Source organism: Sphingomonas endolithica (assembly GCF_025231525.1).
GTDB classification, from domain to species: Bacteria; Pseudomonadota; Alphaproteobacteria; order Sphingomonadales; family Sphingomonadaceae; genus Sphingomonas; species Sphingomonas endolithica.
Genome location: NZ_CP103057.1, coordinates 2,552,501 through 2,573,083, shown reverse-complemented (window position 1 = coordinate 2,573,083; position 20,583 = coordinate 2,552,501). Strand labels below are relative to the sequence as shown.

General features: G+C 66.2%; 20 protein-coding genes (1 of these 20 running past the window's edge). 12 read left to right on the top strand and 8 right to left on the bottom strand.

Annotated elements, in window-relative coordinates:
• Nucleotides 1–21: 21 nt before the first annotated feature.
• From NV382_RS12050 to NV382_RS12040, 3 genes are all read right to left on the bottom strand, one after another.
• On the bottom strand, nt 22–897 hold the full coding sequence (locus NV382_RS12050) for an isoaspartyl peptidase/L-asparaginase family protein (protein WP_260600395.1): 876 nt from the start codon (nt 895–897) through the stop codon (nt 22–24).
• A gap of 41 nt (nt 898–938) precedes the next feature.
• The gene (locus tag NV382_RS12045; protein WP_260596987.1) at nt 939–2,108 is read right to left on the bottom strand and encodes an acyltransferase family protein; all 1,170 of its coding nucleotides are present in this window, start codon (nt 2,106–2,108) and stop codon (nt 939–941) included.
• Between the two features lie 245 nt (nt 2,109–2,353).
• Nucleotides 2,354–3,550, bottom strand: a complete 1,197-nt coding sequence (locus tag NV382_RS12040) for an acyltransferase family protein (protein ID WP_260596986.1) — start codon at nt 3,548–3,550, stop codon at nt 2,354–2,356.
• A gap of 94 nt (nt 3,551–3,644) precedes the next feature.
• On the opposite strand from NV382_RS12040, the gene ispG reads away from it, so the two are divergent.
• The 5 genes from ispG (at nt 3,645) to NV382_RS12015 (ending at nt 6,826) form a co-directional block, all read left to right on the top strand.
• A complete protein-coding gene (gene ispG, locus NV382_RS12035; protein ID WP_260600394.1) occupies nt 3,645–4,769 on the top strand; it encodes a flavodoxin-dependent (E)-4-hydroxy-3-methylbut-2-enyl-diphosphate synthase in 1,125 nt (374 codons plus the stop codon).
• A gap of 75 nt (nt 4,770–4,844) precedes the next feature.
• On the top strand, nt 4,845–5,672 hold the full coding sequence (locus NV382_RS12030) for a DMT family transporter (protein ID WP_260596985.1): 828 nt from the start codon (nt 4,845–4,847) through the stop codon (nt 5,670–5,672).
• Nucleotides 5,669–6,151 (top strand): GNAT family N-acetyltransferase, encoded by a 483-nt coding sequence (locus tag NV382_RS12025; RefSeq protein ID WP_260596984.1) that lies wholly within the window; start codon nt 5,669–5,671, stop codon nt 6,149–6,151. The genes NV382_RS12030 and NV382_RS12025 overlap by 4 nt, the downstream gene beginning before the upstream one ends.
• 11 nt (nt 6,152–6,162) lie before the next feature.
• The gene (locus NV382_RS12020) at nt 6,163–6,471 is read left to right on the top strand and encodes a DMT family transporter (RefSeq protein WP_418066689.1); all 309 of its coding nucleotides are present in this window, start codon (nt 6,163–6,165) and stop codon (nt 6,469–6,471) included.
• A 1-nt stretch (nt 6,472) separates the two neighbouring features.
• On the top strand, nt 6,473–6,826 hold the full coding sequence (locus NV382_RS12015) for a TfoX/Sxy family protein (RefSeq protein WP_260596982.1): 354 nt from the start codon (nt 6,473–6,475) through the stop codon (nt 6,824–6,826).
• 44 nt (nt 6,827–6,870) lie between these two features.
• On the opposite strand, the gene ppa is transcribed toward NV382_RS12015, so the two are convergent.
• From ppa to NV382_RS12000, 3 genes are all read right to left on the bottom strand, one after another.
• Complete coding sequence (ppa, locus tag NV382_RS12010) at nt 6,871–7,446, bottom strand: inorganic diphosphatase (protein WP_260596981.1); 576 nt, start codon at nt 7,444–7,446, stop codon at nt 6,871–6,873.
• 10 nt (nt 7,447–7,456) lie between these two features.
• Nucleotides 7,457–9,364, bottom strand: coding sequence for a M61 family metallopeptidase (locus tag NV382_RS12005; RefSeq protein WP_260596980.1), 1,908 nt, complete (start codon nt 9,362–9,364; stop codon nt 7,457–7,459).
• Between the two features lie 543 nt (nt 9,365–9,907).
• Nucleotides 9,908–10,540 carry a DUF1345 domain-containing protein gene (locus NV382_RS12000; protein WP_260596979.1) on the bottom strand — a complete coding sequence of 211 codons (633 nt, stop codon included), beginning with the start codon at nt 10,538–10,540 and terminating at the stop codon, nt 9,908–9,910.
• A 78-nt stretch (nt 10,541–10,618) separates the two neighbouring features.
• Here NV382_RS12000 and hisS point away from each other — a divergent pair, with 78 nt between their 5' ends.
• The 6 genes from hisS (at nt 10,619) to NV382_RS11970 (ending at nt 18,817) form a co-directional block, all read left to right on the top strand.
• Nucleotides 10,619–11,869 (top strand): histidine--tRNA ligase, encoded by a 1,251-nt coding sequence (gene hisS, locus NV382_RS11995; protein WP_260596978.1) that lies wholly within the window; start codon nt 10,619–10,621, stop codon nt 11,867–11,869.
• 145 nt (nt 11,870–12,014) lie between these two features.
• A complete protein-coding gene (gene prfA / locus NV382_RS11990; RefSeq protein ID WP_260596977.1) occupies nt 12,015–13,088 on the top strand; it encodes a peptide chain release factor 1 in 1,074 nt (357 codons plus the stop codon).
• 118 nt (nt 13,089–13,206) lie between these two features.
• Nucleotides 13,207–14,016: a peptide chain release factor N(5)-glutamine methyltransferase gene (gene prmC / locus NV382_RS11985; protein ID WP_260600393.1), complete on the top strand. Its 810-nt coding sequence runs from the start codon at nt 13,207–13,209 to the stop codon at nt 14,014–14,016.
• A gap of 259 nt (nt 14,017–14,275) precedes the next feature.
• Nucleotides 14,276–15,397, top strand: a complete 1,122-nt coding sequence (locus NV382_RS11980) for a DUF4167 domain-containing protein (protein WP_260596976.1) — start codon at nt 14,276–14,278, stop codon at nt 15,395–15,397.
• A 470-nt stretch (nt 15,398–15,867) separates the two neighbouring features.
• Nucleotides 15,868–17,271, top strand: coding sequence for a DUF4139 domain-containing protein (locus tag NV382_RS11975; RefSeq protein ID WP_260596975.1), 1,404 nt, complete (start codon nt 15,868–15,870; stop codon nt 17,269–17,271).
• Nucleotides 17,272–17,281: 10 nt separating this feature from the next.
• Nucleotides 17,282–18,817: a DUF4139 domain-containing protein gene (locus tag NV382_RS11970; protein WP_260596974.1), complete on the top strand. Its 1,536-nt coding sequence runs from the start codon at nt 17,282–17,284 to the stop codon at nt 18,815–18,817.
• Between the two features lie 141 nt (nt 18,818–18,958).
• Here NV382_RS11970 and NV382_RS11965 read toward each other — a convergent pair whose 3' ends face one another.
• Nucleotides 18,959–19,246: a hypothetical protein gene (locus NV382_RS11965; RefSeq protein ID WP_260596973.1), complete on the bottom strand. Its 288-nt coding sequence runs from the start codon at nt 19,244–19,246 to the stop codon at nt 18,959–18,961.
• Nucleotides 19,247–19,327: 81 nt separating this feature from the next.
• On the opposite strand from NV382_RS11965, the gene NV382_RS11960 reads away from it, so the two are divergent.
• On the top strand, nt 19,328–19,756 hold the full coding sequence (locus NV382_RS11960; protein WP_260596972.1) for a CBS domain-containing protein: 429 nt from the start codon (nt 19,328–19,330) through the stop codon (nt 19,754–19,756).
• Nucleotides 19,757–19,766: 10 nt separating this feature from the next.
• Here the strand turns inward: NV382_RS11960 and NV382_RS11955 are convergent, their stop codons facing one another.
• A protein-coding gene (locus tag NV382_RS11955; RefSeq protein ID WP_260596971.1) for a lipopolysaccharide biosynthesis protein crosses the window boundary here: on the bottom strand, nt 19,767–20,583 show its 3' portion. 665 nt of this gene lie beyond the right edge of the window; 817 of the gene's 1,482 nt are visible here — the last part of the coding sequence; its start codon lies beyond the right edge, outside the window — the gene reads right to left on this strand; it ends in the stop codon at nt 19,767–19,769.

Below are 20,583 nucleotides of genomic sequence, written 5' to 3'. Positions count from 1 at the left end.
CGCCTATATCGACGCCGCCCCTCATTCGTCCCGATAAATCGCCACCATGCGCGTGCCATCCGACGTCGCCTGCCCGCGGTTCATGCCCGGTGTCGCAAAGCTGCAGGCAAGCTCGCCGCTGGGCCCGGCAACGATCACCCCGCCGGTCCCGCCCAGCGCCGCAACCTCGGCGATCACGCCCTCGGCCGCCGCCTGCAATCCCTCGCCCGCCAGCCGCACCCGCGCGCAGATCTCATGCGCGACGCTGGCGCGGATGAAGAATTCGCCCGCGCCCGTCGCCGAAACCGCCGCGGCACGGTCGTCTGCATAGGTGCCGGCGCCAATCAGCGGCGAATCGCCGATCCGGCCCCAACGCTTGCCCGTTACGCCGCCGGTGGAGGTCGCCGCCGCGACATGGCCGTGCGCGTCGCACGCGACTGCTCCCACCGTGCCATATTTCATGTCGACATCGAACGTGCCGCCGCCGGCCTTCATCTCGGCCAGTTGCGCCTCCCGTTCGGGCAGCGCGAACCAGCCCGGCGCTGCCTGTTCGAGCCCATGATCGCGCGAAAAGGCGTCGGCGCCCGGACCCGACAGCAGCACATGCGCGCGCTGTTCCATCACCGCGCGGGCAAGGTCGACCGGATGGCGCGTCGCGGTGACGCCGGCAACCGCACCGGCACGACGGTCGCGCCCGTCCATGATCGCCGCATCCAGTTCGGCCCTACCGTCCCAGGTCAGCGCCGCCCCGCGCCCGGCATTGAAGTGCGGATCGTCCTCCAGCACGCGCAGCGCTGCCGCCACCGCATCCAGTGCCGCGCCGCCCGCTTCCAGCAAAGCGGCGCCCGCATCGAGCGCTGCGGCGAGGCCCGCCCGCGTGCCCGCATCCTGCGCAGGCGTCAGCGTGTCGCGCGTCATCTGCCCGGCACCACCATGCACCATCAGGCTCCAGCGCGCGCTCACGCTTCGGCTGCCGCGAGCGTGGCAATGGCGGGCGGATGAACGGGCCCACGCCGCCGCAGGCCGATCAACGGTCGCAACCAGCCGATCTCGCGCCCGATCAGGTAGAAGGCCCAGCAACCGGCGATGGTCGTCGCGACCAGGATGACGAACTCCGCAAATGGGGAGAGGCCATAGGGCCGCAACAGCCATTCGACTCCGACGATCACGGTCTGGTGGATGATATAGAAGGGAAAGACCGCCTCGGTCAGCGTGGCGCGCCATGGGGCATCACGGTTCCAATAGCGGTCGGCGATGCCGATCAGCGCGATGATCGTCGCCCAACCCTGCACCGCACGCGCTACCGAGAAGATCAATCCGTAAGGGTAGGGCGTCGGGACATCGACCGGCCACGCCCATTCGATCGCCACGGCAATTGCATAGGCGATGACCGCCGATGCCGCCGCCCAGCGCCACCACCGCGCCACGGCCACGAAGCCGCCGCGCGATCCGGCAAAGGCGAAGCCGAACAGGAAGGCGGGGAAATAGCTCGCATGCGCCACCCAATCGCCGAACAAAGCGTGCGTCTCGCGTCCGCCCGGGAACAGCCAGGCGGAGACGATGATCAACCAGATGGTCGGCAGGATCCACAGCCAGGCGCCGCCGAACAGCCGGTCGAACGCCGCCTGCAGGCTATTACGGCCAAGCAGCATGCCGCCCAGCGCCAGGATCATCGTATAGAGCCACAGATAGGCCACGAACCACAGATGCTGCCACGTCGGCAGTGCGATCCCGTCGATCGCGCGGAAGCCGAAATAATCGTGCGTGAAGAAGGTCCAGAAGCCGGCGCCATAGCCGTGTTGGGTGCTGAGATCGATCCACGGCTGGGTCGGCACGATGACGATCATCCCGAAGGCCAGCGGGATCAGCAGCCGCGCGCTGCGCGACCGCATGAACGCGCCGAAGCCCGATCCCTTGGCGAGCAGCGCCCGGCTGGCGTAACCCGACACGACGAACAGCAGCAGCAGGCGCCAGGTGTTCGCCGCCATCATCGGGATCGCCACCCAATCCATCGGCTGCGCAGTCTTCACGTGAAAGCCCCACGGCACGAAGACCATGCCGATATGATAGAAGATCAGCAGCGCGAACGCACCGATCCGCAGCCAGTCGAGTCCGTAATGTCGTTCCATCGCTTTCGCCTTTACCCGATGCACTCGGCGTGGCTAGAGTGTGATGACTTGGGACAAACGCACCCCCCGTTCGTCCTGAGTAGCCATCGAGTAGCCCGAAGGGCGTATCGAGAGGGCGTATCGAAGGACAGACGCCCGCGCTCCAAGGTGCTTCGATACGAGCCCTCGATACGGCCTGCGGCCTACTCGGTCTCTACCCAGCACGAACGGGTAGAAGTGAAGTCATCATGCCTAGTACGGGAACGTCATGCGGCGCCATTTACGGCGTGCGCCTGCACCGCCCGGGGCCGTGGGCGCAGCCCGATCATCGGACGCAGCCAGTTCAGCCGGCGGCCGACCCCGTACACCACCACGCACGCGGCGATCGTGCCGACCAGCAGCAGCGCGAACTCGGCGACCGGCTTCAGTGCGAGCGGCAGCGTGAACCAGGCAAGCAGCACGATCGCCGGGTGATGGATCAGGTAGAAAGGGAACACCGCCTCGGACAGCGTCGCCCGCACCGGGTGCTCGCGGTTCCAATATCGCTCTGCGACATGCAGCAGCAGGACGATCATGCCCCACGCCATGACCAGCCGTGCCGCGCGATCCATCGCCATCACCAAATGCGGGGGCACTTCATGCGCCGGATACAGCAACTCGACCGCAACGACGATCGCGCCACTCGCCAGGCTGAGCAAAGCCGCCGATCGCCATGCGCGGTGGATGGCCGGCCACAGCAATGTCGATCCGCCGAGCGCAAAGCCGAACAGGAAGATCGGCAGATACGCCGCATGGCCAGACCAGTCGCTGAACAGCCCCGCGCCCTCCGGCACGACGAACAGCAATGCCAGCTTGGCCGCGACCAGCAGAAGGATCGGGACCAACAGCAGGCGCGACCCGTCCGCCAACCGATCGACCGTACGTTGGATAATGGCAGTCCCGGTCGCCCCGACAAGGCCGACAAGCAGGATCGTGTAGGCCCAGAGATAGACGACGAACCACAGATGTTCCCAACTGGGAAAGGCGATGCCGTAAAGACTGCCCACATGCCAGCTGTCGGCCAGCCAGAAATGACCGAGCCCGAACGGATAGCCATGTTCGCGCACCCGGACCCACATTTCCGGCGGGATCAGCACGATCATGGCGAAGGCCAGCGGGATCCCCAGCCGCAGGCTACGCACTCTCAGGAAGCCGCGGCGATCGCCGGACCGGTCGAACAATCTGCGGCTGGCATAGCCGGAGACCGCAAAGAGCAATGGCAGCCGCCACGGTGTCAGCGCGGCCATTGGTGCGATCAGCGCAGGGTAGGTCTGCGGCGATTTGATCACCCAGTCCCACGGCGCGAAGACCATGCCGATATGATAGAGGATCAGCAGGGCGAAGGCGGCGATGCGCAGCCAGTCCAGCCCGTAGTGACGCTCGCCTGCCCCATCGGCGACTCTCATGGGGGACGGATCGACCATCGTCTGCCCTTAGGCCTGCCGGGTGAGCGCCACGTGAACGTTCGCGATCAAGCGCCGCTTGGCGCTGCTGGCGCAGGCGCGTATAAGCATGCCCATGTCCCTACGCCCGTGGCGCGATATCGCGCGTCGTCACAGCCGCCAGATCATGGTCGGCAATGTCCCCGTCGGCGGCGATGCGCCGGTCACCGTGCAGACGATGACCAACACGCCGACCAACGACGTGCGGGCGACGATCGACCAGATTCGTCGTTGCGAGGAGGCCGGCGTCGACATCATCCGCGTCTCGTGCCCAGATGTGGAAAGCACCGCCGCGCTCAAGCAGATCGTCCGTGCTTCCCGCGTGCCGATCGTCGCCGACATCCATTTCCACTACAAGCGCGCGCTGGAGGCGGCGGACGCGGGGGCGGCGTGCCTGCGCATCAATCCGGGCAATATCGGTTCGTCCGAACGCGTCCGCGAGGTCGTCAACGCCGCCAAGGCCAATGGCTGCGCGATCCGCATCGGCGTGAATGGCGGCAGCCTCGAAAAGCATCTGCTCGAGAAATATGGCGAGCCATGCCCCGACGCCCTGGTCGAGTCGGCGCTCGACCATATCAAGCTGCTGCAGGACCATGATTTCCACGAATTCAAGGTCGCGGTGAAGGCCAGCGACCTGTTCCTGGCGGTGGCGGCGTACCAGCAGCTCGCTGAGGTCGTCGATTGTCCGCTGCATCTCGGCATCACCGAAGCGGGCGGGTTCGTCGGCGGCACGGTGAAGAGCGCGATCGGCATGGGCAGCCTGCTTTGGTACGGCATCGGCGATACGATCCGCGTCTCGCTCTCGGCCGAGCCGGAGGAGGAAGTCCGCGTCGGCTTCGAGATCCTGAAGGCGCTCGGCATCCGCAACCGCGGCGTCCGCGTCGTTTCCTGCCCTTCCTGCGCGCGCCAGGGCTTCGACGTGATCCGCACCGTCCAGGCACTTGAGGAACGTCTGCAGCACATCCGCACCCCGCTATCGCTCAGCGTCCTCGGCTGCGTCGTCAACGGCCCGGGCGAAGCACGCGAGACCGATGTCGGTCTCACCGGCGGCGGCAATGGCAAGCACATGGTGTACCTGTCCGGCGTCACCGATCACACGGTTAACAGCGAGGACATGCTGGAGCACATCGTCAAGCTGGTCGAAGCCAAGGCAGCGGAGATCGAGGCGCATGAGGAGTTGCAGGCGGTCGCGGCGGAATAGGCCCTGACCCGCCATAAGATAACTCCCGCAACGGCCTTTGCCGTCGCCGCGATCGGCATCGCCAGCTATTCGGTCATGGATGCGGTGATGAAAGGCATGTCGATCGCCCATGGCGCCTACAGCGCAGTGCTGTGGCGCTCGGTCGCGGCAGTCGTGTTGCTCGGGCCGTTGTTCCTGATCACAAGGCGGCCTTGGCCGGGCAGAGCGGCGCTCATCCTGCACGTCTCGCGCGGCGCGGTTGCCGGGGCATCGGTCATCCTGTTCTTCTGGGGGCTGGTGCGCGTGCCGATGGCACAGGGCGTGGCGCTTACCTTCCTGGCGCCCCTGATCGCCTTGTTCCTGGCGGCACTTACGCTTGGCGAGACGATCCGGCACACCGCGATTGGCGGCTCCGCTGTAGCCAGCCTCGGGGTGCTGACGATCGCTGCGGGACAATGGCAGGCGCATGCCTCCAGCGCGGTGGTGTTGGGGTCGCTGGCGATCGTCTTGGCCTCGATCCTCTATGCGGGCAGCCTGATCCTGCTGCGCCGCCAGGCGCAGATTGCCGATCCGCTGGAGGTCGCGCTGTTCACCAGCATCGTGCTCGCCGCCCTGCTGCTGCCCGGCGCGCCGTGGTTTTCGGCCATGCCGGCGGTGGCATTGGTGCCGGGCATCCTCGGCGCTGCCGCCTTGGGCTCGGTGTCTGCCGTGCTGCTGGCCTGGGCGTACCGTCATGCAGAGGCGCAGATACTGGCGCCGGTCGAATATACCGCATTCGTCTGGTCGGCCATTCTCGGCTATGCGGTGTTCGGCGAGCATGTCACCGGGTGGACGGTGGCGGGCGCGCTGCTGATCATCGCCGGATGCCTGGTCGCCGTGCGCGGCAGGGCGGGACCCATACCACAGACCGAGGCTGCCGCATGACGATCACGATCCGCCCGGCTGCCCCCGACGATACGGCCACGATCATGCGGTTCGTGCGTGAACTCGCCGAGTTCGAGCGTGAGCCGGATGCGGTCACGTCGACCGAGGCGATCATGCACGAGGCGCTGTTCGGTGCGCAGCCGGCCGCCGAGGCCGTAATTGCCGAAGACGATGGTGCCAGCGTCGGCATGGCGGTGTTCTTCCACAATTATTCGACCTGGACCGGCAGGCGCGGGCTGTGGCTGGAGGATCTGTACGTCACGCCTGCCGCACGTGGCTCGGGCGCCGGTCGCGCCTTGCTCGGCCATCTGGCGGGGCTGGCGATCGACCGCGGCTGTGCCCGGTTCGAATGGTGGGTGCTCGACTGGAACGCGCGGGCGATCGAATTTTACCGCAAGGTGGGGGCCGAGGCGATGGACGAATGGACCACGCAGCGTGTGTCGGGCGATGCGCTGCTCAAGCTGGCGGGGCGGCTCTGATGGCCTGGGTGGTGCTTATCATAGGTGGGTTGTTCGAGATCGGTTTCACGACCTGCCTGCGTTATGTCGACGGTTTCCGCCATCTGGGGTGGACCTTGGGCTTCCTTGGCTCGGTGGGCTGCTCGATGACATTGCTGGAGATCGCCTCGCGGACGATCCCGATGGGGACGGCCTATGCGGTGTGGGGCGGGATCGGCGCGCTGGGGACGGTGATCGTCGGTATCGCCTGGTTCGGTGAGCCGGCCAGCCTGCCGCGGCTGCTGCTGATCCTGGGCGTGGTGCTGTGCATTGCCGGGCTCAAATTGACGTCGGGGCACTGAGATGGCGGTCGACCAGGGGCTGATCGACTGGGTTGTCGAGGCGATGGCGCCGCTCGGCACGGTGACCCAGCGGGCGATGATGGGCGGGGCGACGCTGTATCTCGACGGCACGATCTTCGCCATCGTCGGTCTGGACGCCTTGTGGTTCAAGGCCGATGCGGTGAGCGATGCCGCCTGGGATGCGGTTGCCGCCCCGCGTTTCACCTACGAGATGGGTGAGGGGCGTACCGGGCAGATGAATTATCGTCGCGCGCCGGACGACGTCTATGACGATGCCGAGGCGATGCAGAAGTGGGCGGCGCTGGGTGTTGAGGCCGGGATGCGGGCGCCGGTCAAGAAGAAGCGAGCTAAGTGACGTCTCGTCACTCCGGCGTGAGGCCGGAGTGACGATGGGAATCCTCAATCCTGCTGCGCGACTTCGCCCGGTGCGTTGTTGCCCGCAGCCTTGGCCTCCTCGTAGCGCTCGATCGCCTCGTGGACGATCTTGCGTGCCTCGTCGCGGTCGCCCCAGGTGCCGACGCGGACCCACTTCTTCTTTTCCAGATCCTTGTAGTGCGTAAAGAAGTGCTCGATCTGCTCGAACACGATCTCCGGCATGTCGCCACGCTCGTTGACGTTCGAGTAATAAGGGAAGGTCGAATCGACCGGCACGCAGACGAGCTTTTCATCGCCGCCGGCTTCGTCTTCCAGGTTCAGCACGGCTATCGGTCGCGCCCGCACCACGCAGCCGGGAATGAACGGCGAGCGCGCGATGACCAGCGCGTCGAGCGGATCGCCATCGGGCGACAAGGTGTGCGGCACGAAGCCGTAATTGGCCGGATAGCGCATCGGCGTATGCAGGATACGATCGACGAACAAGGCGCCGCTCGCCTTGTCGAATTCGTACTTCACAGGCTCGCCACCGGTCGGGACTTCGATGATCACGTTGAGGTCGTCCGGCGGGTTCTTGCCGACGGGAATCATGTCGATACGCATTCAGACTTTCCTATTTGGCTGCAAGAAGGCGGTCGAGGCCGGCTTCTCCAGGGGCGATCTTTTCGAGGCGCGGATAGCGTGCGCCACCGTGATAGTCGATGGCCACCGCGCTGATCTTCTCGCCATTCTTGACCAGCAACTGGATCGGATCCTTCGACGTCTTGGCCGCGACCACCGCCGCCCGGATCGCGGTGTCGCTATAAGCGGTGCCGTTCACGCCGACGATCTTGGTGCCGATATCGATCGACGAGGTGTAAGCCGGGCTGTTCCAGCCGACACCGGTGACTTCGCCATCCTTGTCGATCGTGATGCCCAGCGAATAGGTCAGGTCGACGCGCTTGGCATTGCTCTCGGCATTCTTGAACGCGGCGGTCGGCGTGTCGGTATAGACCAGCCGGTACCCGTTGGCGACGAAGCCGGCGAGTGGCGCGGGCGCCCCGGTCTCGGTCAGCCGCTTGGTCAGCAAGCCTGCCCAGTCATAGGGCTGCACCTTGTTAAGCGTCGCGACGACATCGTCGAAGGTGTAGGTCACCTGGCCCCAGTCGCCATCGTTGATGCCGAAGAAGGCGCGAGCGAAATCGTCGATCGACTTTGTGCCGCCCGATTGCTGGCGCAGGATGGAATCGACTTCCATCCACACCAACAGGCCCTCGTTGTAATAATCCTCGCTGCGCTGGTAGCTGGTCCAACCCTTGGGCTTGCGCGCCGAGATCACCGGATCGTTGGTCGTGTCGACCAGATTGCGCCAGTCGCGCGCCGGGCGGTTGTCCAGGCTGGCCAGGATGCTGGCATACATGTCCAACGTATCCTGCTTGGAGACGATGCCGGAGCGCGCCTGCAGCACATAGCCCCAGAATTGCGTCTGCCCTTCATACACCCACAGCAACGAGCCGCGCATCGGCGTGCGATAATCGGGCGTCCACAGATCCGCGCCACGGCGGAACTTGCCATCCCAGCTATGCGTGTATTCGTGCGGCAGCAGGTTGCGCCCACCCGGGCCGTCCGACCATTTGGTGAAATAGCCGGGCTTCACGCCATTTTCGGACGACCGGTGATGTTCGAGGCCGATGCCGCCGAGCTGATCGGTAATTGACAGCAGGAATTCGTAATTGTCGTAATGCTGCGCGCCGAAATTCTTCACTGCCTGATCGACCAGGCGGCGGTGCGCCTCGATCTGCTCGGGCGTGGCGACCAGTTCCTCCGGGCTATCGGCGAAGACGTTCAGGTTCACCCGCGGCGAGAGCGCCCATTTCTTGTAATAGCGCCCGGCCAGCACAGGCGAATCGACCAGCACTTCGTAATTGGTCGTCTCGTACGTGTAGCTCGATCCGGCCGCGCGCGACGGCAGGCCCGATGCGGCGGTCCAGCCATCGGGATATCGGACGGTCGCTTTCACCGGGATCTGACGCGTGAAATAGCCCGCCGGGTACAGGCTCATCGAATTGAACTGCAGGCTCAGCATGTCCGGTGTCATGACGATGCGGCCCTGATCGGCCTTGGTGGCCGAGAGGAACTTGAGATCGACGGTCAGCGTCCTGGCGCCGCGCGGCACATCGACATGGAAGGCGAAGACATCGACCGGATCGCGCGTCCACGGCACGGGGCGGCCGTTGGCGGTGATGACCAACGCCGCGAGCTTTTCGATCTCACCACGCGGGGAATGCGCGCCGGGCAGCCATTTGGGGTAGAGCAGCACCATCGGCCCGGCCGCGGCGACGGGAATCGTCTGCTTCACGGTAAAGATTCCGCGCTTCGTGTCCGTCGCATCCACCGCGATCGTCATCGTGCCCGGATAGGGCAGGTCGCGCGCGGCGGGGACGGTATCGACGAACGGCACCGGCTGCGGCTTGGAATTTTCGGCAAAAGCGGGGGTGGAGATGGCGGCAAGCAGACTTGCGGTAAGGGCAAAACGGAACATCGGGGCCTTTCGGCTGGAGGGATTGGGGACTTAACGGATGGCGGCGGCAAAGGTCCATGACGGGCGCGGCCGGTCACGATCGCTCAACCCCGCGGTTGAAGGAAGCTTTGCGATAAAATGGCGGGATTCTGCGGAAAACGCCGAGTGCGTATGTGGCGAATGTTGAGAGTTTTGACCCGCGGACGGGGTTTTTCCCGCTATCTCAACGTTGGCGTGGGCGCAATCTGGCATGGTTCGTGGAGCAGGACAGCGGATCATGCCGCCACGCTGGCACAGGCGCGCGCTGTAGGACAGGGCGCGCGGCACGTTTTTTGGAACGGGATGACCTCACTTCTACCGTTCGTGTCGAGTATAGACTGAGTAGGCCGCAGGTGTCGGGGGATCGTATCGAAGCACGTTGGGCGCGGTATCGCGTGTCCTTCGATACGCCCTCTCGATACGCCCTGCGGGCTACTCGATGGCTACTCAGGACGAACGGGGGGTGGGCTACTCAGGACGAGCGGGGTGGTGAGTTGCCGTGGTTCATCAAGCTCTGGAGAACGACTATCCCCCCAGCACGTTGATCGTGAAGGCCAGCACGCCGATGTTGAACACGAACGCCGCCAGCGTGTGGCCGATCGTCGTGCGCCGGACCCGGGCCGAGGTGATGTCCACGTCGGCGGTCTGGAACGTCATGCCGAGCGTGAAGCTGAAATAGAGGAAGTCCCAATAATCGGGCTCGTCGCATTTCGGCACGTCGATCCCGCCGCTATCATTGCCGCTCGCATCGTCGGTGTAGAACAGATGCGCATAATGCAGCGCGTACACCGTGTTCGAGAACAGCCAGGACAGCGCCAGCGTGGCGACGATCAGCGCGGTCCATAACGGCGCGTTCGTGTCGCTGATCGTCTCGCTCGCCACCGAGATCAGGATCACCACCATGACGATGCTGGTGATCCCCAGCAGTAGCACGCGATTGGCGTCGTTATCCTTGGCGCGCTGGCGCATGTCGTCGGCGCGGCTGCGGAGCAAGGGGGTGACGATCACCAGGAACAGCAAGGCGGCGATATCGAACGCCGCCATCGTGCCGCGGCCCTTGCCGAGCATGGGGACGAGCAAGGCGAGAGCGGCAACGAAGACGATGGCGAAAGAAACAAAGGGAGCCGGAGCGATCTTCTTGCCGAGCTGCATAGCCATTCCCCGCCTGTCGCGCTGGGATCGCGCGTAGACGGCCCCTAGCGCTTGCGTGCCCCCTCGCATAGATACGCGCGCATCATGGCCCGTATCGAAACCCCCAAACGCATCCGCGGCACGCAGGATATCTTCGGCGACGAACAACGGCGCTTCGCCCGTGTGATCGACGCGTTCGAGAAGGTGCGGCGGCTCTACTGCTTTCAGCGCGTCGAGGTGCCGGTGTTCGAAAGCACCGCGGTGTTCGCGCGCTCGCTCGGCGAGACGACCGACGTCGTCTCCAAGGAAATGTACACGTTCGAGGATCGCGGCGGCGATTCGATTACGCTCCGCCCCGAATTCACCGCCGGCATCGCGCGCGCCTATCTGACCGAAGGCTGGCAGCAATATGCGCCGCTGAAGCTGGCCACACATGGCCCGGTGTTCCGCTACGAACGCCCGCAAAAGGGGCGCTTCCGCCAGTTCCACCAGATCGACGCCGAAGTGATCGGCGCGGCGGAGCCGGCGGCGGATGTCGAACTGCTCGTGCTGGCGGATCAATTGCTGCACGAGCTGGGCATTGCCGATGGCGTGACGCTGCAATTGAATACGCTGGGCGATGCCGAGACGCGCGATGCGTGGCGTGCGGCGTTGGTGGCGCATTTCGAGGCGCATCGCGGCGATCTGTCGGAGGACAGCGTGGCACGGCTGGAGAAGAATCCGCTGCGTATCCTGGATTCGAAGGACCCGCGCGATCGGCCGATCGCCGATAGCGCGCCGGATATCGACGCGTATTTGACGCCCGAGGCGCGTGCGTTCTTCGATGCGGTGACGGCGGGGCTGGATGCGGCGGGCGTGGCGTGGACGCGTAATGCGCGGCTGGTGCGCGGGCTGGATTATTACCGGCACACCGCGTTCGAGTTCGTCACCGACCGGCTGGGTGCGCAGGGCACGGTGCTGGCAGGTGGCCGTTACGACGGGTTGATCGAGAGCCTTGGCGGGCCGGCGACGGCGGGCGTGGGCTGGGCGGCGGGGATCGAGCGGCTGGCGATGTTGATTGCTGAGCCGGCGGTGGAGCAACTCGATGTCGCGATCGTTGCCGAAAACGATCTGGCCGAGCCGCATGTCATTGCCGCACTCCACGCGCTGCGCAAGGCGGGATTCAGCTGCCAAAGCGTCACCACCGGATCGCCGCGGAAACGCTATGACAAAGCGCTGAAGATGGGCTGCCGCGAGCTCGTTCAGCTTACCGGTGAGCCTGGCGGCGGCTGCGACATCCACTTGCGGGTGATTGACGGCAGCCCGAGCCGGATCGAGAGTATTCTGTTGGCGGGCAGCTGGGCGCCACGATCATGATCGCTTCAATCCCCAGCACTTCCCCGGCGAAGGCCGGGGCCCAGTTGCCGAACGGCAATTGGCTCAGGGCTGCGCGTCGTTACCTCGACCTTCGCGACTGGGCCCCGGCCTTCGCCGGGGAAGTGCGTATGGGTGACGTTAGCGCATGACGACCATATCCCCCGAGCGGATCGCGCAGATCGAGGCGCGGCGTGACGAGTTGCAGGCGCTGATGGCGACCGGCGAGCTGCCGTCCGACCGCTTCGTCGCCGTGTCCAAGGAATATGCCGAGCTGGAGCCCGTCGCGCGTGCTGCGGGCGAAGTGCGGCGGTTGCGCGCCGAGGGCGTCTCCTTGCAGCATATGACGCACGACGCCGATGACGAACTGCGCCAGATGGCGAGCGAAGAGTTGTTCGACAACCAGGCCGCGCTCTCGGCCGCCGATCGTGCGCTGGCGCTGTCGCTGCTGCCGCGCGATGCCGCCGACGAGCGTGCGGCGATGCTCGAGATCCGCCCCGGCACGGGCGGCGACGAGGCGGCACTCTTCGCCGGTGACCTGTTCCGCATGTACCAGCGTTATGCCGAGCGCCGCGGCTGGCGGGTCGAGCTGATCTCGGCCAGCGCATCGGAAGCGGGCGGCTACAAGGACATCGTCGCCAGCGTCACCGGGCAGGGCGTGTTCGCGCGGCTGAAGTTCGAGGCCGGCGTGCACCGCGTGCAGCGCGTGCCCGCGACCGAGGCGCAGGGCCGCATCCACACGTCCGCCGCGACGGTGGCGGTGCTGCCCGAGGCGGAGGAAGTCGACGTCAAGATCGACGACAAGGATCTGCGCATCGACGTGTATCGCTCGTCCGGGCCGGGCGGGCAGTCGGTCAACACCACCGACAGCGCGGTGCGCATCACGCATATTCCCTCCGGGCTGGTGGTGATCCAGCAGGACGAAAAGTCGCAGCACAAGAACAAGGCCAAAGCGCTGAAGGTGCTACGCACGCGGCTCTATGAAGCGGAGCGCGAGCGGCTGCATAACGAGCGGGCGGGGGCGCGGAAATCGATGGTCGGCTCGGGCGATCGTTCGGAGCGGATCCGGACGTATAATTTCCCGCAGGGGCGGGTGACGGATCACCGCATCAACCTGACGCTGCATCGCCTGCCCGAGATCATGGAAGGCGACATGGACGAGCTGATCGGCGCACTGATTGCCGAGGATGAAGCGGAGCGGCTGGCGACGCTGAGTGAGTGAGGCCGGCGACAAGCCCCTTCCCTTCAGGGGAGGGGGTGGGGTGGGGCAGTCCGGCAAGGACGCTCTCGGTGAGACTTCCCCCACCCCCAACCCCTCCCCTGAAGGGAAGGGGCTCAAGATAAGACCGGCCCTCAACCAGGCCGCGGCCAGCCTCGCCGCCGTCAGCGACACGCCGCGGCTCGACGCCGAATTGCTGATGGCACACGCGCTCGGCGTCTCGCGCGAGCAACTCCTTCTCAACCAGCTCGACGCCCCGACCCCGCCCGCATTCGCGGCGCTTCTTGCCCGCCGCCTGCGCCATGAGCCGATCGCCTATATCACCGGGAGCCGCGCCTTCTGGACGATCGAGCTGCAGGTCGGCCCCGGCGTGCTGATCCCGCGGCCCGATAGCGAGACGCTGATCGAGACCGCAATCGCGCATTTCGCATCGCGCGCGCCCGGCGCGATCCTTGACCTCGGCACCGGGCCGGGCACGCTGCTGCTCGCCGCGCTGGCCGAATGGCCGGCGGCACGAGGGCTGGGCATCGACGCCTCGCCACCAGCGCTGGGTTATGCGCGTCGCAACGCCGCCGCATTGGGCATGGCCGATCGCGCGCATTTCCAGGGCGGGGACTGGGCCGCGGGCGTGGACGGACGCTTCGACCTGATCCTTGCCAACCCGCCGTATATCGGCACCAGCGAGCCGCTCCCCCGCGACGTCGCCGAGCATGAACCATCGGCTGCGCTGTATGCCGGGGCGGACGGGCTCGACGATTATCGCACGCTCATCCCGCAACTCCGCCCGCTGCTCGCTCCCGGCGGCGCGGCGATCCTCGAGATCGGATCGACCCAGGCCGACGCCGTCACCGCGCTGCTCGAGGCGCAGGGCTTCGCCGTGGCGCTGGCCCGCGATCTCGCCGGGCACCCCCGCGCGCTGATCGGCACTTGATGCGCCACGTAATCCGCACAATATTCCGCTTGGCGATTGCCGCATCCGTCGCTAGGAAGCGTACAGGGGCACCACGTTTTCTTCTTAACGCGCTGAAAACGGGTAGTTGCCCAATCCTTTAGTCATGCCGTCGCTGTCGTCCGGTGACCGTGGCAGGCCCGTCTCACCGCTCGTTCGAGTGGTGTGCATGGGCCGGGGAACATTGCACCATATCGCTTGCGGAGCACGGTTGGTTACCACGGACTAGGGATAACGACACTTGATCAACAATCGTCAGGCCGGCCGCCGTCGCGGCCGTGGCGGGCAGCAACAGCGCCCGCAGGGTAATTCGGGCCGCCAGGATACCGGCAACCGCATCGACAATCGCTCGCGCGGCAATGCCGCCCAGTTGCTCGAGAAATACAAGGCGCTCGCGCGCGATTCGCAGATGTCCGGCGACCGCGTGAACACCGAATATTACCTGCAATTCGCCGATCACTATTTCCGCGTGCTGGCCGAGACGCGCTCGCGCTTCGAGGAAAACCGCACCCCGGCCCCCGGCGGCGCGAACACCTTCCAGGACGACGAGCAGGATTATGACGACGAGGGCGAACCCGTCGCCCGCGCCGAACAGCCGCGCCAGAATGAAGGCACCCGGCAGGACAACCGCCAAGACGGCAACCGGCAAGATGGTGGTCGCCAGGAGGGTGGACGTCAGGAGGGTAACCGCCAGGACGGTAACCGTTCCGATGGTCCGCGCCAGGATAGCAATCGCCGCGACGGCAACCGTCAGGACGGGCGCCAGAACGGGCAGAATGCCGGCCAGGAATATCAGGGCGAGCGCCAGAGCGAAGGCAATCGCGGCAACCAGAACGATCGCCAGGATCGTCAGGACCGGCCCTCGAACGAGCGCGCCGAGCGTCCGCAATATGACGAGGATCGCCCGCGCCGTCAGAACAATGCGCCGCAGAATGCGGCAAACGGTACGAGCAATGCGGGCGACCAGGCACCCGATCGCTACGTTCGGGAAGATCGCGGCAGCCGCGGCAACCGCGCGCCGGAGCGCGCGGTCGACGATGACAGCCAGGATGCGGCACCGAGCGCCGCTGTCGAGCCGGTCGCCGAGCTGCCGCTGGTGGTGGACACACCGCTGCCGCAGGAAGCGCCGCGCCGGCGCGGCCGCCCACGCCGCGAGCCGGTCGCCGACACGCAGCCGGACGATGCGCCCGCTCCGATCGAGGCCGACCGCCTGCCGCCCTCGCTCAACATCTCGGCAGTGACGCCGGTCAAGGATGTCGCGCCCGCCAACGACGTGGCCGGCGACGTACCGCCTGACGGCGCGGAGGAAAAACCCCGCCGCCGCCGCGGTCGCCCGCCAGCGAGCGAAGTCACTCCTGCCTGATGGCATGCATACGGCCCCGGACCTTGGTTCGGGGCCGTTTTTGCGGGGAGTGAAAACATGGCCTCGGCGATGCAACGTTACGCCGGCTATTCTACTCTGACCGTTCTTTCCGAGTAGAGACCGAGTAGGCTGCAGGCCGTATCGAGGGCTCGTATCGAAGCACTTTGGAGCGCGATATCGCATGTCCTTCGATACGCCCTCTCGATACGCGCTTTGCGCTACTCGATGCCTGTCCTGAGCGCCTGCCCTTGCAGGCAGTCGAAGGGGCTACTCAGGACGAACGGTGGGTGACGCGACACGCAGCACCAACCCTATCCGTTCGTGTCGAGACAAACCTAAGCGATCGTTCTCTACTCTCCTAGCCGGCTTCGCGGGGAAGGATCGGCGACCGCTCCACTCAACTAAAGCCCGGGGATTGCAGCTCCCACAAGGCAGCCCTAGCATGGCGCCAGAACAGGGGGAGCGGCGTGATGAGGATCTGGCTGGCATTGATCGCGCTCGCGCCGGGCATGGCGGTGGCGCAAACGACGGCTCAGGCGCCCGAGGCGGCCGCGCCGGGCCGTAGTGCGCAGGGTGACGTTGCGCTGACGATCTATTCCAACAACATCGCGCTGATACAGGATACGCGGCAGCTGAACCTGCCCGCCGGCCGCTCGCGGCAGGACTTCCCCGATGTGTCGAGCAGCATTCGCCCCGCTACCGTGCGGCTGAGCGCGGCCGGCACCGAGATCGTCGAGCAAAATTACGATTACGACCTGCTCAGCCCGGAATCGCTGATCGAGAAAGCGGTCGGCCGCACGATCACCATCGTGCGCACCAATCCGGCGACGGGGGCGGAGACGCGGCAGCAGGCCAAGGTGCTCGCCTCCAACGGTGGCGTCGTGCTGCAGATCGGCAATACGATCGAGGTTCTGCGCGACGATGGCCTGCCGGTCCGCGTGGTGTATGATTCGCTGCCGCCTAATCTGCGCGCGCGGCCGACGCTGTCGGTGACGCTCGATAGCCAGGCCGCGGGCACCCGGCCGGTAACGCTCAGCTATCTGTCGGGCGGGCTCGGCTGGAATGCCGACTACGTCGCGCTGTTCGACGAGGCGAAGGGCGTGATCGATGTGCAGGGCTGGATCACGCTGCGCAACGATGACAGCGTCAGCTTCGTCAACGCCGATACAATGCTCGTCGCCGGCAACCCTGGGCAGACGCGCGGCTACAGCCCTGGCCTCGCCCCCGGTAGCAATCCGGGGACCGAGACGGCCGAGCGCGCGCGGCTCGGCGACTATTATCTCTATCCGCTCAAGAACCGCACCACCGTCGCCGCCAACCAGCAGAAGCAAGTCAGCTTCCTGAACGTCGCCGGCGTGCCCGCGCGCAAGGGATACGAATATCGCAACAACTGGCTGGGCACGGTGAACGATCCGGCGAGCGCCGCCACGGTGCTGAGCTTCTCGTCGTCCAGGAGCGGCGGCCTCGCCGATGCGTTGCCCGCCGGCACGGTGCGCATCTATGTGCGCGACGCCGCGGGGCAGCCGCAATTCATCGGCGAGAACCAGATCGGCCATACGCCGATGGGATCGATGCTGGCGATCAAGAGCGGCGAGGCGTTCGACGTCAAGGTCAAGCCGGTGGTCACCTTGCGCGAGCGTGCCGGCCGGGACCGTTGGCGCACCAGCATGAGCTACACGCTGACCAACGCCCGGCCCGCGCCGGTGACGGTCGATCTGCTGCAGGCCGGGCTCGATTTCGCCAATGAGGATACGCGCATCGTCGCCGAGAGCCTGGCGAGCACGCGGCGTTCGTCGAGCGAGGTCGCCTGGCAGGTGAGCGTTCCCGCCAATGGTGAGACGGTGGTCACCGCCACGTTCGAAACGCGCTACTGAGCGGCGCCCGGTGCGTCGGCTGCTTCTCTGTCTGATCGCCACGCTGGCGCTCGCCTCGCCGGCCGCCGCGCAGCCGGTCGTCACTTCGTCGGCACCCGACACGGTGTCCGTCACCGTCTATCGCGCGCCGAACCGGCCGGCCGAGGCCGCGATCGACCGTGCCGACCCCGAAGGGTTCGCGCTGATCACCGAGACGCGGACGGTGCGGCTGCCGGCGGGCCGCGCGACGATCCGCTTCGAGGGCGTGGCGGGCAACATCTTTGCCGAGACCGCGATCGTCGCCGGCCTGCCGCAAGACGTGCGCGAGAAGAATCTCGATGCCGATCTGCTATCCCCGCGCAGCCTGTACGATCGCGCGCTCGGCCGCCGGGTGATGATCCGGCGCACCAATCCCGCGACCGGGCGGGTGACCGAGGAGCAGGCGATCATCCGCTCCGGCGCCGACGGCGCGGCGGTGCTGCAGACCGGCGGCGGTTATGAGGATCTGCGCTGCAGCGGCCTGCCGCAGACGTTGGTCTATGATGGCGTCCCGAGCGGGCTGTCGCCCAAGCCGACCTTGTTGATCGAAACCGACTCGGCAACGGCCAAGAGCCTGACGCTGACGCTGTCCTATCTGGCGGGTGGGTTCGACTGGCAGGCCGATTATGTGGTGCAGATGCGCCCCGACGGCCGTGGGGCGGACCTGTTCGGTTGGATCACGCTCGCCTCCAGCGACGTGACCAGCTTCGCCGCGGCGGGCACGCAGGTCGTCGCCGGCAAGCCCAATCGCACCGCCGACTGGAGCAATTTCGGCAAGTATGGCGCCGCGCGGCTGACGCTGAAATGCTGGCCGATGCCCGATTATGGCGGCCTTGATCCGCCGTCGGCTCCGCCACCCCCGCCGCCGCCGCCCCCGCCTGTGATGATGGCACCCGCGCCGATGGAGCGCGACATGGATATCGTCGTCACCGGATCGCACATCGCCCGGCAGGAGGAATTGGGCGACTTCAAGCTCTATCGCATCCCGGACGTGGTCACGGTTGCTTCCAAGGCGCAGAAGCAGGTCGCCTTGTTGTCGAAACAGGCCGTGCCGCTCGGCATGGTCTATGTCAGCGATATCTTCGAGGACGGCAACGAAGCGACGGTCCCGACGCTGCGCGCGAAAAACCGCGTTGCCGACGGGCTTGGGCTGCCGCTGCCGGCGGGGCGCGCGGCGGTGTTCGAGCAGGCCAGCGGGCGCCCGATCCTGGTCGGCGACAGCACGACCGACGACAAGGCGATCGGCGAGGATATCGAGTTCAAGCTCGCCGCCACGCCGCAAGTGTCGGCTGAGATTGATGAAGTGGAGAGCAAAGGGCGCACCAGCCTGTACGAACTGGTAGTGACCAACGCCAATCGCTGGCCGATCGCCTATGAAGCGAAGATCGCCGCCCGCCGCGGGGCTGCGATCAAGGGCGCCGGTACGACGCTGGGCAAGCGCGATGGCAAGATGCTTTGGACGACGATCATTCCTGCCAATGGCGAGGCGAGGCTACGCTACCGCATCAAGGAACCGCGCGAGGATTAGGAGGCGGCTTCGTCATTCCCGCGTAGGCGGGAATCCATACCGGCTGACGCTTGTCCTCACACAGCAGCGGCAGAGATGATGGATCCCCGCCTGCGCGGGGAAGACGGAAGAACATGGCTAGCGCCATCTTCCCCAACCGCATCACCCACGCAGATCCCGATCGTCGACCGCTTCGTCATGCCCAGTGCCCGAGCTCAGGAACACCAGCCCCATGAGTGCGGCGGCCATCATGATCGATCCGACCACGCCGCCGATTGCCGCCAGCGTGGCGATCCACCCCATCGGGCCGTAGAAATGCGTCAGCCCCACCACGCACAGGCCGGCGACGATCACGCTGCTCAGCAGCATCCACCACAGCAAGCGCCGGAACCGCCGCCAGGCGAACGCGGCATAATCGGGATCGTCCAGTCCAGGCGGGCGTTCGGTCATGCCTTGCGCTTTGCCTCCATAAGGTGGATTTCTCAATCCGCAGACTCGGGGAACGACGGGCGGCGGGCAAGGGAGAGTATCATGACCATCGCGACGATCCTCGGCGGCAAGGGCCGCGACATCATCTCTGTCACCGCGGCGCTTACCGTGCGCGATGCGGTGGCGTTGCTCGCGCAGAAGCGCATCGGCGCGGTGCCGGTGATGGAGGGTGAGACCGTGATCGGCGTCTTTTCCGAACGCGATGTGATCCATGCCCTCGATACGCATGGCCCCGATGCCTTGGACCGCAGCGTCGGCGACGTGATGACCGCGCCGGCGATCACCGTAACCCCGCGCGAGGCGGCGATCGGCGCGTTATCGCTGATGACCCGGCGGCGCATTCGGCATTTGCCGGTGGTCGAGGACGGCCGCGTGGTCGGCATCGTCTCGATCGGCGACCTGGTCAAATACCGTATCGACCGGATCGAGGCCGATGCCGAGGCGATGCGGAGCTATATCCAGTCCGCCTGACGCTTCACGCTCAGGCCGGCAGCGGGCGCTTGCGCACGATCGCCAGCAGGTCGCGCACCAGTCCGCGCGCGAAAAGCAGCAGCCAGCCGAGATAGACCAATGCGCCGACCAGCACGAGGATCGCCAGCCGCGGCGGGGCGGCCATGATCGGTAGCGCATGATCGACCAGCACGACGCTGCCGCCCATGACGCTGGCCGCCAGCAGGGGCGCCGCGATCACGCCGGCCAGCGCCTGCACGTTGGTGCCGATCACGTCGAGCGACCGCCACAGGCTGATCGCGAGATACATCGGATAGGCAGCGATCCAGGCGAGCGCGAGGCCGTCCAGCCCGTAGCGCACGCCAGTGAGGAACGCCGCGCCCAGGATGACGGCACCGACCGCGCCGTTGCGCACCCCGATCCCCGGCCGCCCGCGCGCGTCGCAGGCTGGCGAGATCAGCACCTGCAGCGTCATGAACGGCATGGCGAGCGCCAGCAGGCGGACGATCGGCACTGCCGCGATCCATTTGTCACCCAGCATCGTGCGCACCAGCGGCTCGGCGGTGGCGGCGAGTCCGGCATAGAAGGGGAGAGAGGCGACCATGATGATGCCGACGCTCTTCACGAACGCCCGGCCCATTGCCGACACGTCGTCCTGCATCCGCGCATAGGCCGAGAACGCGACTTCGTTCAGCGGCGGCACGAACTTCGCGACGAAGATCTGCGTCAGGAACAGGCTGGTCGTATAGATGCCCAGATCGTGCGCGGAAAAGTATCGGCCGGCAATGAACACGTCGGCCTGGCTTTGCACGAACCAGAACAATTGCCCGGCCGCCATCACGCCGCCG